Origin of the sequence: Brevibacterium sediminis (genome assembly GCF_013623905.1) — a bacterium.
In the GTDB taxonomy this organism is placed as follows: domain Bacteria; phylum Actinomycetota; class Actinomycetes; order Actinomycetales; family Brevibacteriaceae; genus Brevibacterium; species Brevibacterium sediminis.
Window position 1 is genome coordinate 391,138 of the sequence record NZ_JABKDD010000001.1, and the last position, 15,696, is coordinate 406,833.

Annotated in this window: 10 protein-coding genes; 5 read left to right on the plus strand and 5 right to left on the minus strand. The window is 64.7% G+C overall.

Features of this window, described 5'->3' with window-relative positions:
- Positions 1–57: 57 nt before the first annotated feature.
- The gene (locus HK108_RS01835) at positions 58–1,590 is read right to left on the minus strand and encodes a DEAD/DEAH box helicase (RefSeq protein WP_181270434.1); all 1,533 of its coding nucleotides are present in this window, start codon (positions 1,588–1,590) and stop codon (positions 58–60) included.
- A gap of 60 nt (positions 1,591–1,650) precedes the next feature.
- Here HK108_RS01835 and HK108_RS01840 point away from each other — a divergent pair, with 60 nt between their 5' ends.
- A complete protein-coding gene (locus tag HK108_RS01840) occupies positions 1,651–2,283 on the plus strand; it encodes a ferritin-like fold-containing protein (protein ID WP_039210607.1) in 633 nt (210 codons plus the stop codon).
- A gap of 158 nt (positions 2,284–2,441) precedes the next feature.
- Here the strand turns inward: HK108_RS01840 and HK108_RS01845 are convergent, their stop codons facing one another.
- Together HK108_RS01845 and HK108_RS01850 are read right to left on the minus strand one after the other, a co-directional pair.
- Positions 2,442–2,663, minus strand: a complete 222-nt coding sequence (locus HK108_RS01845; protein WP_173153838.1) for a DUF3107 domain-containing protein — start codon at positions 2,661–2,663, stop codon at positions 2,442–2,444.
- A gap of 120 nt (positions 2,664–2,783) precedes the next feature.
- Positions 2,784–3,377 (minus strand): TetR/AcrR family transcriptional regulator, encoded by a 594-nt coding sequence (locus HK108_RS01850; RefSeq protein WP_253903686.1) that lies wholly within the window; start codon positions 3,375–3,377, stop codon positions 2,784–2,786.
- 115 nt (positions 3,378–3,492) lie between these two features.
- Here HK108_RS01850 and HK108_RS01855 point away from each other — a divergent pair, with 115 nt between their 5' ends.
- The gene (locus tag HK108_RS01855) at positions 3,493–6,813 is read left to right on the plus strand and encodes a PD-(D/E)XK nuclease family protein (protein WP_181270435.1); all 3,321 of its coding nucleotides are present in this window, start codon (positions 3,493–3,495) and stop codon (positions 6,811–6,813) included.
- Positions 6,813–9,992, plus strand: a complete 3,180-nt coding sequence (locus HK108_RS01860) for an ATP-dependent helicase (protein ID WP_181270436.1) — start codon at positions 6,813–6,815, stop codon at positions 9,990–9,992. Before HK108_RS01855 ends, HK108_RS01860 begins: the two co-directional genes overlap by 1 nt.
- A gap of 2 nt (positions 9,993–9,994) precedes the next feature.
- Here the strand turns inward: HK108_RS01860 and HK108_RS01865 are convergent, their stop codons facing one another.
- On the minus strand, positions 9,995–11,221 hold the full coding sequence (locus tag HK108_RS01865; protein WP_229663904.1) for a protein kinase family protein: 1,227 nt from the start codon (positions 11,219–11,221) through the stop codon (positions 9,995–9,997).
- Positions 11,222–11,358: 137 nt separating this feature from the next.
- Between HK108_RS01865 and nudC the strand changes: the two genes are divergently transcribed.
- On the plus strand, positions 11,359–12,336 hold the full coding sequence (gene nudC, locus HK108_RS01870) for an NAD(+) diphosphatase (protein WP_139466949.1): 978 nt from the start codon (positions 11,359–11,361) through the stop codon (positions 12,334–12,336).
- Positions 12,333–14,372, plus strand: coding sequence for an ATP-dependent DNA helicase UvrD2 (locus tag HK108_RS01875; RefSeq protein WP_181270437.1), 2,040 nt, complete (start codon positions 12,333–12,335; stop codon positions 14,370–14,372). Before nudC ends, HK108_RS01875 begins: the two co-directional genes overlap by 4 nt.
- Here the strand turns inward: HK108_RS01875 and HK108_RS01880 are convergent.
- Positions 14,349–15,251 carry a hypothetical protein gene (locus tag HK108_RS01880; RefSeq protein ID WP_139466951.1) on the minus strand — a complete coding sequence of 301 codons (903 nt, stop codon included), beginning with the start codon at positions 15,249–15,251 and terminating at the stop codon, positions 14,349–14,351. The two genes, HK108_RS01875 and HK108_RS01880, sit on opposite strands and share 24 nt — an antisense overlap.
- Positions 15,252–15,696: the final 445 nt, after the last annotated feature.

Below are 15,696 nucleotides of genomic sequence, written 5' to 3' on the forward strand. Positions count from 1 at the left end.
AGTGGTCGGGGCCCTTCGTGCAGACGGTACGGAGAATAGGTCTCGCCAGCGGAGAGGTCAGTCCTCGCTGGAGTCGGTGGCCGGGTGACCGCCCTGACCCGCCTGGCCGCCCTGCGCGCGGTTGACCGGCTTGCCGCCGCGGGTGCGGCGACGGCTGCGCTGGCGGCGCGGTTTGCGGCTCTCCTCGCCGGATGCGGACGTGGCGTCACGACGGTCGGATGAGCCGCCTTGGCGAGAATCCGAACGGCCACGGCCGGAACCGCGACGATCAGACTCACGGGCCTGGCGCTCACCGGAGGACTTCTCGTCCTCGCTTTCGGGGTGCTGGCGCGGCAGTCGGCCCTTGGTGCCCTTCGGGATGCCGAGCTCGGAGAAGAAGTGGGGCGAGGTCGAATAGGTTTCGGCGGGTTCATCGAAGTCGAGGCCGAGGGCCTTGTTGATGAGACGCCAGCGGGGCATGTCATCCCAGTCGACCAGGGTCATGGCGACACCGGAGTTGCCGGCTCGACCGGTGCGTCCGATGCGATGGACGTAGGTCTTCTCGTCCTCGGGGCACTGGTAGTTCACGACATGGGTGACATCGTCGATGTCGATTCCGCGGGCCGCGACATCCGTGGCCACGAGCACGTCGACCTTTCCGTCGCGGAAGGACTTCAGAGCCTTCTCACGCTGTGACTGACCGAGATCGCCGTGGAGCGCCTTGACTGCGAAACCGCGATCCTCGAGTTCGGCTGCGAGCTTGTCGGCGGTGCGCTTGGTGCGGGTGAAGATGATCGTGCGACCACGGCCCTCGGCCTGGAGCATGCGGGCGACGAGCTCGGATTTGTCCATCGAATGGGCGCGGTAGACGAACTGCGTGGTGTTCTTGCCCGTCAGCGACAGGTCCTCATGGTCCTGGGCGCGGATGTGGGTGGGCTGGTTCATGTAGCGGCGGGCGAGGGTGATGACCGCACCCGGCATGGTGGCGGAGAACAGCATCGTCTGGCGGTGGGCGGGCACCGCGTTGATGATCTTCTCGACGTCGGGCAGGAAGCCGAGGTCGAGCATCTCATCGGCTTCGTCAAGGACGACGGTGCGGACGCGGTGGAGCTTGAGGATCTTGCGACCATAGAGATCGAGGAGGCGGCCGGGGGTGCCGACGACGACGTCGACGCCGGATTTGAGCCGGTTGATCTGCGGATCGAAGTCCATGCCGCCGTAGATGGTCATGATGTCGATGTCACGCTGCACCGAGGCGGTGACGAGATCGGCCGCGACCTGCTTGGCCAGCTCACGGGTGGGAACGACCACGAGGGCCTGCGGCAGCCGCGGCTCCTTGGCATCGCCCACGCTGTCGGGAGTCGAATCGGGGTCGGAGGTGACCGACGAGTCCTCGGTTTTGCCGACGACACGCTGGAGCAGGGGGATTCCGAATCCCAGGGTCTTTCCGGTGCCCGTCTTCGCCTGCCCGATGATGTCGGCTCCCGACAGTGCCACGGGCAGTGTCAGTGCCTGAATGGGGAAGGGGTGGGTGATTCCTGCCGAGGCCAGTGAGGCCACGATCGGTCCGGCGACTCCCAGCTCCGCGAAATCCGCTTCTGTCTCCGCCATATTCCAAACTCCTTTTAGCGCGTACGCGCTTGTCATGGTGCGAACCGGTAGTCTTGAACTATGCCCGATTCTGTCCCATTGGCCGGTAATGATGCTGCAACGCTCGCACTTCTGGCGTTCGGCGAGCTGACCGGTTTCGAACGTATGGCCACAAACGCGACGACCGCAGCGGATCTGGATGACAAGGTCATCCTGGCGCGGCTGGCCTCTCAGTCATTCGCGAACTTCGAACAGCTCTCACAGCACATCGATCAGATGGGCCAGGATGTGATCGAGCTCTGTCAGCATTTCGAACCGACCTTCAGCACTCTGGCTGAAAGGACTCGTCCTCGCGACTGGTACGAAAGCCTCATGAAGGGATTCGTCTTCGACGGAATCATGAATGATTTCTACCGCACGGCGGTGGACGAACTCGCGGAGCCCGGATACAGCCTGGCTATTGCAATTCTCGATGATACACGTGCCAGCGAATATGCGCGCAATCGTCTGACCTCCGAAGTGGCTGTCGACACACAGCTGGCCTCGCGGCTGGCCCTGTGGGGCCGCAAGCTCGTCGCCGAGACCCTGGGACGGGCACGCAGTCTGCTCACCGATCCGTTCCTCGGCCTCGACGAAGATCTCGTCGTCGAGCTGATCCCGGCGGTGACGTCGAATCACTCGAAGCGGATGTCGGCGCTCGGTCTCGTCGCCTGATCACACTATAGGCGCTTGCACCGGCAGCGGAGCACGATTCCGCGTCTGCAGCACGAACCTGCGACGGACTCGCGATCCTGCGAGGGACGCACGGTTCCGCCGCGAACGCGAAAAGGGCCCCAGTCGTTGCGACCGGGGCCCTTCCGCTCAGGCGCAGCTCAGGCGCTGAAGCCTACGCGACGTGAAGTCTCGGCACCGATTTCGAGGTAGCCGAGCGAAGCGGAGGGGACGTAGACCTGACGGCCCTTCGTATCGGTGAAGGTCAGCAGCCCATCGGACTGGATCTTCTCTTCGATGCGGGCGGCGAGAGCCTTCGCATCCTCGTCCGTTTCGAGGGTGATCTCGCGCTGAGTCTGCTTGACGCCGATCTTGATTTCCATGGTGCTCCTTGTGCCGATGCTCGGTGATCGATGACGGATTGGACTGTGTTCAGCTTAACGTCCGCAGACTTGGGTTTCTTCCCCATGGATTCTGCTGAAGGCTGAGCGGCCGGTGGAACGTCAGCGATCTGCGAACGACCGCAGTCCGCCCCAGCTCATCTGGGTGAGCAGTTCGACAGCTGTGTCGACGTCGACACCGCGTTGAGAGTCGATCTGCTTGACGACGACCTCGGCGGTGCCGATGAGAGCCCGGCACAGCAGCTGTGCCTCATCGTCGCTGAGGCGGGCGAAGTTCTTCAGCGCCGACACGACCCGTGTCGCCGAACTCTCCCGCAGCGCGCGCAGCTTCTGTTCGGCTTTCGGCTCGTAGACGTCCGAATTGAAGATGATGACGAACTCTTCGCGGTGTGAGACCACGAAGTCGAAATACGCGCGATAGGTCGCGTGGACCTGCTCATGCGGATCTGTCGTCGATCCCAGAGCTTCGGCGAGCCGAGAGTCGAGCAGCGCCGCCGAGGAATCGATGAGTGCCAGGTAGAGGTCCTGCTTCGAATCGAAGTGCTGATAGAGAACAGGCTTGGACACACCGGCTGCCTCGGCGATCATGTCCATTGAGGTCGTCCGATATCCACGGGTGGCGAAAACGGAGCGTGCGACTCCCACTAATTGGTCGCGGCGCTGGTCACGGGGCAATCTCTGTTGTGGACTCGACATTCTTCAATGCTACGCGAAGTCAGGCTGTGCACCGGGCATCCGCGCTGTCACTTTGACGACGCGCCGGTCAGGGGCTCGGAAGTCTCATGTCAGCGGGCCGTGATGGAATACGAGTATGGATGAGATGACGCAGCGGATGGGCAGCACCCTGCTCTCGGGCGGCTGCCTGAATATCATCGGGCGGCCGGGAACAGGGAAGACGACTCTGCTCGAGTCGCTCTATGCACAGCTGGTGTCGACGATCGACCCCGCCTCGGTCCTCGTTCTCACACCCGACCGTGATCACGCCGATGTGCTGCGCAATCGTCTCGAGCTGCCCGCTGACGCGGTTCTCTCCTCCGCCCCGGCCCGCAGTCTGGCGTCGTTCGCGTACGGGATCGCCCGTGCCGCACATACGACGCGGACCGGGGAGGATCTCGAATTCATCTCCGGTGCCGATCAGGATGTGTTCCTCGCCGATCTCCTCGCCGGACACGAACTCGGTCGTTCCCGTGGCCCGGCGTGGCCGTCGGAGATCACCGCCGAGGTGCGCTCGACCTCGGCCTTCCGAACCGAGGTCCGCGACGCGCTCAACCGAGTGATGGAGTTCGATTTCGGAATGCGCACGCCCGACACGTCGCCGGAGAACGCAGAACACGTGTTCGACTTCGGTCGCAGCGCCCTGGATCGTGCCCTTGCCGACAACCCCGACCCTCGGTGGCAGGCCGTGGCTGAGATCCTCGACGAATATCTGGGCATCATGTCCATGCCCGGCTACGGGGGCGTCGATTCCGCGACCGTTCTCGCCCTTGCCGCTTTCGAGATCCTCCGCGAACCTGCCGAGGTGACGGCTGGACGTTCGTGGACGTTCGCCCCCGACCGATTGCCCACAGTGGTTCTGGCCGACGGGGTCCAGGACTTCCCTGCCGCCAGTTGGGGAATCCTCGAACAGCTGCGGGCCAGGGGGAGTGCCATCGCTCTGTTCGGCTCGCCCGAGACGGTGACCGGACGTTTCCACGGAGCCGACGCGTCGATCATCGATCGGGCGACGGCCGAGGCCGGCTTCGAAACGGTCGTGCTCGATCGTCAGTGGGATGTCGACCCTGCATTGGCGACGACCATCGACGGATTCGGAGCCAGGATCACCACGCGCTGGTCGACCGGTCATATGCCGCGCCCACGTCCCCTCGAGGATGCTGTTGATTCTGCGGCTTCCGCTGAGGCGTCGGTGACCGTGCCGGAATCAGCTCCGACAGCGTCACCGGTTGAAGAGCTGTCTCCCGTGTCGTCCGAGCCTGCCGTGGAGACGCACGTATTCGAGGGCAGTGCGTCCGGACACCGATATCTGGCCCGTCGGATCACGAACTTCGTCGAACAGGGGCACAGCTGGTCCGATGTCGCACTCATCTGCCGCAATTCGTCGAGTGCTCGCGCGATCGCCAATGAGCTGAGAGCCTCAGGGGTCTCGATCGCCACTCTCATGCAGCCGCTCAATGTCGACCCCGCGACCGCACCGTTGTTGGACCTGCTTTCGGCCGCCCCTGATTTCGACGATGACGAGTCGATCGCCGACCTCGCTCTGTCCCTGGCCGGCAGCATCTACGTCCGCCTCGACCCCGTGCAGATCCGCCGATTCCGGCGAGCAGTGCGCAGACAGTTCCCGGCGTCCAGCAGCACGGCGTCGCTGGCTCAGGCACTGCGCAGCCCGATCGACGATTCGTCCCCACAGGGACTGGCCACGATCTCACGGATGCTCCACGCCGCTGCTGAGGTCGGCACCACCGACCCCCACCAAGCGCTCTGGAGCATCTGGGACGCGGCCGGAGTCGCTGAGAAATGGCAGATCGAAGCCCTGCGCGACCCGGAATCGGTGACCAACGGCTATCTCGATTCGGTGCTCCGGCTGTTCGCGCTGGCCGAGAAGATCGCCGACCGCGGCGGTTTCACCGCTCGCTCGTTCGCCGGCATCGTCGCCGAACAGGACATCGCCCAGGATTCCCTGGCCGATACCGCAGGATTCGCCGACCACGTGCTGGTGGGCACCCCGTCCTCACTGGCCCATGTGCGTGTGCCTCTGGTGATCATCGCCGAAGTCAACGAAGGCGTCTGGCCGAACCCGAAGCTGCGCGGCGGAATCCTCGGCCTCACCGACCTCACGGCGGTGCTCGCCACGGGTGAGACGGTCACCGGCGACCCCGGTTACCACGCGCATGCGAAACGGACGAATCTGCGTGAAGAGGGCGAGCTGTTCTTCACCGCGCTCAGCCGTGCGCAGGAACGCGTGATCGTCACCGCCGTCACCGATGCGGAGACCGAGCCGTCTCCGTTCTTCGATGTGCTCGCCGCTGGCTCCGCCAAGGGCACCGAGGCGGCCGACGGCTATGCGATCACCCACGAGGATGAGCTGCCTCCGCTGACGGTACCGGAGATGGCAGCACATGCCCGCGCTCATCTGCTGCAAACGGCTGCCGCGGCCGATGTCGAAGCTGCGGGGCCATCGTCGACGCTTGTGGACGCCACCACGACCGAAAGCGCCGAAAGCTCTGCGATTCCGGACGCGGACACGCGGTCATGGGCGGCGCTGATGCGGGCGCTCTCAGCTGGTGGCGGGGCGGTGGGGTCACCGACGCAGTGGCGCGAGGCTGAGGACATCACCACGAATGAGCCGCTCTTCACCGACTCCGATACGGTTCGCGTCTCACCCTCCCAGGTCGAAGCATTCACCGACTGCTCTCTGCGGTGGTTCCTCACCCACAACGGTGGTGACCGCCCGATGTCGACAGCCCAAAGTCTCGGAACCATCATCCACGCCGCCGCCGAGAACTATCCGGAGGGCCCCACCTCCGCGATCCGCAGCTTCGTGGAAACTGAGTTCGCGTCCTTGGAATTCGACGCAGAATGGGAACGGGAACGGGAATTCGATGTGGCGATGACCATGGCCGACCGGCTCGGCGACTACATCAAGAAGACTCCGGGCCGCCTCGTCGGAGTCGAAGCACAGGTCTATGCGGTCGGTGTCGACTCGAACGGACGTGAGTGGAAGGTCACCGGACGCCTCGACCGAGTCGAGGAGGTCGAGGGCGGACTGCGCATCGTCGACTTCAAGACCGGCAGGAACGTCGTCGCCGGCAAGGAGATGGACCGGCATGCACAGCTGGGTGTGTATCAGGAAGCCATCAATTCCGGGACCATCAGGATCGGTGAGGACCAGGAGCTCGATGCACACGCTTTCGGCGCTGAACTCGTCTTCCTGCGCAAGTCGGCTCGCACTGTTCGGGAGCAGTCGGCGCTCGACGTCGATGAGAACCCCGACTGGGCTCGTGAACTCATCGACGACGTGTCCGGCAGGATGCGTGCCGCGAGCTTCCCTGCACGGGTCGACCCGCAGAAGTGCAAGTCGTGCCCCGTCCGATCATCGTGCCCGGCGATCGGCCCGAAGATGTTGGAGGAGAACTGATGCGCTTCACCGCCGAGCGGCTTGCCGAGCTCACGGCTGCCGACCCTGCCCAGGCCTTCCCTCCGAGCCCGGAGCAGAAGGTGATCATCGAGGCCGACCCGGCACAGTCGATGAAAGTCACCGCCGGGGCCGGATCGGGAAAGACCACAGTCATCTCCCAGCGTGTGGTGTGGCTGGTCGCCAACGAATTCGTCTCTCCCGAAGAGATCCTCGGCCTGACCTTCACCCGCAAAGCAGTCGGAGAACTCGGCGGACGCATCCGAGTGCTTCTGTCGCGTCTGCGGCACAACCTCGGCCGGGGTCAGGACCTTTCACTGCCCGGTCTCGACAATCCGACCGTGTCCACATACAACTCCTATGCCGCGTCCATCGTCAGCGAACACGGGGTGAGCATCGGCATCGAACCCGAAACTGTCCTCCTCGATGACGCCGCGGCACACACCATCGCCGGGACTCTCATCGATTCGACGCCACCCGACGAGATCCCCGGCGATTTCTCCCGCGAGACGATGATCGCCGATGTCATCGCCCTGGCAGGGCAGATGAATGATCACGGTCGTGATGTCGACGACGTCACGGACTATCTTGAGCAGTGCCTGGCTGCCCTGGTGTCCAGCAAGGGCAAGCCCGTCGATCCCAGTGGACGACGGGCAAAGCTCGAAGCGAAGATCCGAACGGCCCGACTGGCTGATGCCTATATGCGCGCGAAACGGCGCAATCTGGCCATGGACTTCTCCGACCAGGTGCGATTCGCCCAACGCATCCTCGACGAGGTGCCCGCCGCGGCCGAGGCCGAGAGAGCCAGGTGGAAGATCGTCCTCCTCGACGAGTTCCAAGACACCTCGGTGGCTCAGCTGAAGCTCTTGCGCGACCTCTTCCACTCCACCGCAGTGACCGCAGTCGGTGATCCCCGCCAGGCCATCTACGGTTGGCGCGGCGCCAGCGCCGACAACATGGTGCGTTTCTCATCGGACTTCCGGGACGTCGAATCACTGTCGCTGAGCACAAGCTGGCGCAACGACCGCTCGATCCTGCAGGTGGCCAACCGCATCGCCGCCGGACTCGCTGACAGCAGCGAGTCTCCGCTGTCGGCCCGCGATGATGCCGGTGAGGGCGAAGTCTGTGTCGAAATCAGCTCGGGTGCCCACGATCCCGATTTCCTCACCACGGGCCTGCGCGCACTCACGGATTGGTTCCACACGATCCCCGCAGGTTCGTCGAAGGCCGTGCTGTGCCGCAAACGTGCCCACTTCGCGCCGGTCGCGGCGGCGCTGGAAGCCGCCGGATTCGCTGTACACGTGCACGGTTCCTCCGGGCTGCTGACCGATCCCTTCGTCGCAGATCTGCGCGCGGTGCTCACCGCTGCGGTCGATCCTATGGCCGGCGACGAGATCATGAGGCTCGTCAGCGGACGCATGCTCGGCCTCGGCGCAGGCGACATCGCGGGGCTGCAGGCCTTCACTCGCCGTCAGACCGAGCGGCGAGCGTCCGAGCGAACCGAACCGGCCGCCGAGGAGGTGATCGCCGAAGCTATCGACCAGGCGACGATCGTCGAAGGCATCGATGAGCTCATCGAAGTGCGGCGCGTCCTCGACCAAGGAGCGCGGACAGCTGCTGACAGGGGACTCATCGCCGACTATCAGCGGTCCGGTCTGAGCTCGGAGGCGCTGCATCGTCTGGTCCGGTTGGCTCGCGCGCTGCGGGCCACCCGGTCGGGAACCGGCACCGTGGCTTCGATCATCCGCACCGCGATGTCCGAGACCGGAATCGATTCGGATATCTGGGGCCTCGGCGATTCGCTGCGCAATCTGCACAGAGCCTCCGTCGACGCTTTCCTCTCCGCGGCCAGCCAGTACTCGGCCACCGATGACAAACCCTCGATTACAGGCTTCCTTTCCTGGCTCAGTCTCATGGAAGCTCATGATGCGCTGAGCGTCGCCGAGCCGACGACGGCAGCCGATGCGATCAACATCATGACCGTCCATGCCTCGAAGGGTCTGGAGTTCGACGCCGTCGCCGTTCCGTCTCTGGTGGTCAAGGACTTTCCCACCGAGCCGCGGGACAAGGAAGGGTGGATGGATCGCACGGCTCTGCCGTACCCGTTGCGCGGTGACCGCGCACACCTCGTCGACTTCGACCTGCGGGAGGCCGAATTCGAGACGAAGAAGGCCCTGGATGAGTGGATCGGAGACTTCATCCGTCCACGGATCGCCGACGCGCACGAGGGGGAGGAGCGACGCCTCGCCTACGTGGCGTTCACTCGTGCGAAGAGGCATCTGTGGCTCGGGGCGGAACTGATGGGTTCGCGCGCGGTTCCCGACGACCCCTCGCCCTTCCTCACCGAAGCGATCGAAGCCTTGGGCCTCGAAGTGGAGATTCCGGAACCTGCCGACGACACGGCGGAGGACCGCATCGAGACCACTCCATGGCCGGTGCCGCGCACGAAGCAGGTCGCCGCCGCACAGCGAGCCGCCGGTTGGGTCGAAGCGAGCCCGGACGTCAGCTTGGAGTCCTTGGCCGATAATCCGGGAACGATCGGGCGCTTCGCCGCTCAGGCCCTGCGCATCGGTGACCGGCCCGAAGCGGTGTCCGCTGCGGCCATGCCCGACCGTCTGTCGGCAACGGCGCTGGTCGCATGGAGGAGGGACCCGCAGGGTTTCCGTACGCAGACCCTGCGTCCGATCCCGGCTCCGCCCAGCCGGGCGGCCGAGATCGGAACGACCTTCCATTCCTGGGTGGAACAGCACTTCGGCCAGTCGAGCATCGAAATCGGCGAAGACGAATCAGTGAGACCGATCGACGCCGCGACGGTCCAACGGCTGCAGGAGACATTCTCAGCCTCCGAGTTCGCGACGCGTCGGGCCGACCATGTGGAGATGTCCTTCGAACTCGTCCTCGGCAGATTCCGGGTGCCGGGGAAGATCGATGCGGTCTTCATCACCGGGGATCATGCCGAAGTTGTGGATTGGAAGACCTCGAAGAAACCCGATGCGGCAGTGCTCGAAGTGATGAAATGGCAGCTGGCGCTCTACCGGTTCGCGATTCTCAGGGTGCATCCGGAGATCGCCGAGGTGACGGGGACGTTCTACTTCGTCGGCAGTGACGACATCGTGCAGTTCACAGATCTGCCTGATGAGGCCGAAGTCGTCGAATGGCTGGAAGACAACGACATGGGCTGAGATCAGCGGATCCGGCCGGTCTCTTCCCCGTCATCAGTTTCGTCGGCGTCCCGAGTCGGCTCGGTCCGCACCTGCGATCCCGGCTCGGAGTCGAACTCCGAATCGTCTTCCGAGGGCGCCGACGGAGGCTGAGCTCCGGGAATGAACACATCGGGGGCTGCGGTCTCCGTGATCGCGGCTTCCACGTCGGGAGCATCGGCCGCTGCCGGGGCAGAGGAATTCGGGGCCGCTCCGCGAGTGTCTCCACCGTCTGCAGGTTCGATCGCGGACTCAGAAGTCGGTTCCTCAGTGGAGGCGGCTGCATCGGCGGAGGAACCGAACAGGACCTCATTGAACGAGCTGAGGAGCCCGGCGGCATCCTCGACGGCGGTTTCATCCCCGGAGTCGACCGCCTCGAGCAGCCAGTCGAGCACTGCGAATTCGGCCAACAGCTCGGCGCGGGCAATGACATGCTCGTCGGCGCGGGGCCGGGAATTGCGGTACTCCTCGTAGAAGGTCGGCAGGGCGGCAGGATCGATCAGCGCGGAGGCCGCCGCCAGATCGATGGCCGGATCGGCGACGCGCAGACGACCGATCTCGGCGAGTGCGAGCACTCGCTCCTGATCGGTATAGACGCTCGTCTCATCGAGAGAACCGTGGATGGGCGTGGCAAGGAAATGCCAGAGCGCCACCTTCTCGAATTCCTCCTCCCAATGCTGCAGCAGAGACGACGGGACTCGTCCGGTGCTCGCCGCCTGGTCGAGGCGCTCAAGGATGAGGAACTGTGATCGAGAGGGATCCTCCACCGGGAAACCGGCATCGGCGACGGGCTCGGGCGCAGCCGAATGCAGAGTCGCCAGAGCCTGGGCCAGCGAACTGGCCCGCGCAGTGTCGGAGATGGGCACATCGCCCAGCGGCGCACCCGGCAGCGGATCGGCTAGTGTCACAGTCGTCGGGGACGACGTGTCGAAGTAGTCGGCGTCCACCTCGGTGATGGCCCGCAGGCGCGGCCATACGAAGTCAGCGTGTGGATACATGGACTCGTAGATTCGTCCCGCCTCGGCTGCTGAGCCGATGTCCGCGGTCCGATCGAGCTGGGTCTGAGCCGTTGCGACGAGCTGCTGATCGTCATCGCCGAGCAGGACTCTGACTCCGGCATCCAGCGGCGGCAGGGGTGTCCATGTCGTCGGGACGAAGCCGTCGAGCATCGTCGCCGCGATCGCAGTCAACTTGAGCGCCTTGGTATCCACCTTCCCCAATCTACCGTCTGGGTTCGACTGAGACACGGGACTCGCCGTCGAGCGTGTCTGCCGAGGGGACATTCGGGTCCGGTCAGGCATTCACGGCCACGGTCTGAGTGTCAGGACGCTGAGATATCGTGGAGGGCATGAAGCCATTGCCTCCAGTGCAGCCGATCAGCCTCGCCCGACACGGAATCGATCGGGACCATCTGACTCGGGGCCACGACGGAGACCTCAGCGAGATCTGGGCCTCAGGGGCCCTCGCCGTCCTCGAACATCGCGGATCGCTGCTCGTCGCCGGCGGCGGGCTCTTCCTGACCGACCGCGAAGCTGTGCCGGAGGGCCAGACGGAGGTCTACCTCGGCCGAGACCCACAGGGCACCCGCTATATCGGAGTGTCCTTGGACGACGACGGTCGCAGCCACGTCGATTCCCGATTGGACGCCTCTCGCGCCCGGGACGCCACCGATCTGCTGACCGCTCCGGGAGAGGGGATCGACAGTTCCGAACCCGTCTGGCTGACCCTGCGTCATCTCGCCGAAGCCCTTGACGATGTGCAGGTATCCCTGGCCTGCGAGATCGTCGGTTTGGGAAACTGGCATCGTGCACACCTGTTCTCCCCGCGCACCGGCGCACCTACCACTCCGATCATGGGCGGATGGGTCCGCCGCGATCCGGTGACCGGAAGCGAACACTTTCCCCGCACCGATCCGGCAGTCATCGTCGTCATCGTCAACACCGATGACGACGGAGTCGAACGTGTCCTGTTGGGCAACAACGCCGCCTGGGAATCCGACCGGTATTCGCTCCTGGCCGGATTCGTCGAACCGGGTGAGACACTCGAACACGCGGTGATCCGCGAGATCTGGGAAGAAGCTCATCTCGAAGTCACCGAACCTCGGTATCTGGGCTCTCAGCCGTGGCCGTTTCCCTGTTCGCTCATGCTCGGCTTCTCGGCCGTCGCTCCCAGCCGAGACTTCGCCGCCGACGAGGCTGAGATCGCCTCGCTGCGCTGGTTCACCCGGGCGGAGCTGCGCGCTGCCATTGCGAACGGCGAGGTGCGCGCTCCATCGACGATCTCCATCGCCGGTCAGCTCCTGTACAGCTGGTTGGACAACGCATGAATGCTTCGGCCACGGCCCTGCTCGAGGCCTTGGACGAGGAACAGCGCGCCGTCGCCACCCATTTCGACTCACCGGTGATCGTCCTCGCGGGTGCCGGCACCGGTAAGACCCGCGCCATGACGCACCGGATCGCCTTTGGAATTGCGTCGGATGTGTTCCCTGCCAACCATGTCCTCGCGCTGACATTCACCGCCAAGGCGGCGGGGGAGATGCGCTCACGCCTGCGCGGACTCGGAGTCCCCGCGGTCCAAGCCCGTACGTTCCACTCCGCAGCGCTGCGTCAGCTGCGGTTCTTCTGGGACCGGTTCGCCGAAGGAGACTTTCCGCGGATCATCGAGAACAAGGCGGGCATCATCGGCTCGGTCATGCAGAGCCTCGGGTTGGAGACCAGTCGGGAACTGACCAGAGACGTCGCGTCGGAGATCGAGTTCGCGGCCTCGTCCCTGCTCGGCGTCGACGACTATGCGACGAAGGCAGCGGCCTGGGACCTCCCCGGTCAGCTGAGCGTCGACGATATGGTGCGGATCTTCGAAGCCTACGGGGAGGCGAAGACACGGGGACGGCTGCTCGATTTCGATGATGTGCTCCTCGTGCTCTCGGGAGTTCTGGCCGAGTATCCGGCGATCGCAGCCGAGATCCGCGAACAGTACAGGCACTTCGTCGTCGACGAGTTCCAAGACGTCTCGCCGCTCCAATACGATGTTCTCTCCCGGTGGCTGGGCCCCCGTGACAATCTCTGCGTCGTCGGCGATCCCGCTCAGACCATCTATACCTTCGCGGGAGCCGATGCGAGCCTGCTCGGTTCGCTCAGCACGTCGATGCCCGAGGCCAGAACGATCCGCCTGGTGCGCAACTACCGGTCGTCCCAGGCCATCGTGTCCACCGCGAACAATCTGCTGCGACACACCTCTCGGACCGCGCTGACCTTGCGGACCGACAACCCGATGGGCCGCCTGCCGCGCATGGTGGAGTATCCGACCGACGAGGCCGAGGCCACCGGGGTCGTCCAGGCTATCTCGGCAGAGATCCAGGCCGGACGTCGTCCGCGCAACATCGCAGTCCTCTTCCGCACGAACGGACAGAGTCCCTCCTACGAACAGGCTCTGGCCGCAGCCGGGATTCCCTATGTGCTGCGCGGCGGAGAGCGCTTCTTCGCGCGCAAAGAGGTCAAGGAGGCCGTTCTCATGCTCAAGGCCGCACGCGCGACCTCGAGCGGACAGCGTCTGACCGAAGCCGTGACAGAGGTTCTCGGCTCTCTCGGATTCACCCGAGAGCCGCCGGCCGCCGGAGCCGGCAGACAGCGTTGGGAATCGCTCAAAGCCCTCGTCGACCTCGCCGAGGAGCATCAGCACGGTCAGGAACTCCCTGTGCCGATGGAGGTCTTCCTCAGCGACCTGTCGGATCGTGCCGAGCACCAGTTCGCCCCGGACATCGAAGGCGTCACTCTGGCTTCCTTCCACGCGGCGAAGGGCCTGGAATGGGACAGTGTGCACCTGGTGGGTCTCAGCGAAGGTCTGCTGCCCATCAGCTATGCCCAGACGCCTCGAGCCATCGCTGAGGAACGTCGCCTGTTCTACGTGGCGCTGACGCGTGCAGGCACAGACCTGCGGATGAGCTGGTCGCTGGCCCGGTTCGACTCCAAACAGAGACCGCGGAGGTCATCACGCTTCCTCGCCGAACTCGGGCAGTCGGGACCGACGATGGGAGATGGCCGCACAGCGTCGAACTCTGCGGCGCTCAACCGCTGCCGCGGCTGCGGGAGGGCATTGGTCTCGCACCTCGACCGTGCACTCGGACGATGTGCGGACTGTCCTGCCGACATCGATCTCGAGCTGCTGGACCGTCTGCGACGCTGGCGGGTGCGCATCGGAATGGAGCAGGGACTGCCGCCGTACCTCGTTCTCACGGACACCTCGCTGTCAGTCATCGCGGAGGTCCGTCCCCGCACCCTCGACGAACTTGCGCGGGTCCCCGGCATCGGTGCGACGAAGCTCGAACTCTACGGAACTCACCTACTGGGTCTGCTCGGCGACTGACCCGAAATCCGGGACCGGCGTGCGACACTGGCAGCGATCGTGGAAGGTCATTCCACTATCCGTGACCTCGCCGGCATCCAAGGTGACCACGCGTCGGATCGGTGCTGTTTCGGGGCGCAGCAGCGCCTGACGAAGCATCTGAACAACATGCGCCGAACCGAGGATGCGTGCGGCGGGATCGCTGAGGCTCTCACGCTCCGGCAGGGCACGCAGACGCGGATGCTGATCGAGCCAACCGGCATCGCTGTCCTTCCGGTGCAGGCAGGAACACACAGAGCACGGTGTCGAACCGGGCCGGATGAGTCCCGTGATCTCCACAGACTGCTCACCGAGGACGACCTGACAGTGGTCGACTTCGCGATCACTGAGCCACATGGCGGAATTGAGGTCCGGAACCAGGTGAGAACTCGTGACCACCACCGGTGAAGCCATGAGATCGAGCTCCTCGACACGGCGAGCCGCGGCGACGGCGAATCCGAGAGCCGCCAGCTGCCCTTCGACATGGGAGCGCAATGGACCCGTGACCAGCACGGGCCGGGACCTGAGGACCTGGGAGACCCGATCCGGCGACAGATTGAATATGCGCGCCGCGGCGAAGACCGGGGACCCCTTCGGTACGGCGCCGCCGTCCGCGTCGGCCGGGATGAGGACACCTGCCTCGCCGAGGAGGGTGATGAGGGAGCTCGCCCTGCTGAGGTCGACCCCGAGTTCCTGAGCGCGTGAATAGAACTGAGCCGAGCCGATGCCGAGACGGAGATCTTCGATGAGACTGGCGTCACCGAGCAGCAGCCCATCGATGAGCACAGGATCATCTGCGCCGAACTGGATGCACGAGGACGAACGCCATGTGATGGGAACACTCGGAAAGATTCTGAACATCTCGGCCCCTTCGCCTCGCCATCGTGGAGACTTCCACAGTAGTGAACGAGAGCCGGAATGGCCACGGCAGGAGAGAAGTTGTGGATAATCCTGTGGAAAAACGGCTGAGGACAGGCCGGGAAGCGCGTCCCGGCATGCCCTCAGCCGCATAGTGCCCCAGGCGCTCGCGAGGACTCGTGCGGCTTCCCCTTCCGCACGCATCCTCGGGTTTTCCGGGGTCAAGCATAGAACTTATTCCGCAAAAGCCTCCGCGTCAATGCACCGTCATGCACAGACACGTCAACAGCCTGTGGATAACCTGTGGGAATCGCCGTGGAGTCTGTGGAGGAAAGGCGCCTTGAGTGTCGATATGACTGTTGATAAACACGCTCCCGGGTCGGATCAGCTCCCGTTCTGCGGGGACTGCGTTCTCGGAGGCGGCTGTGGACGGGGGATTCGACCTCAA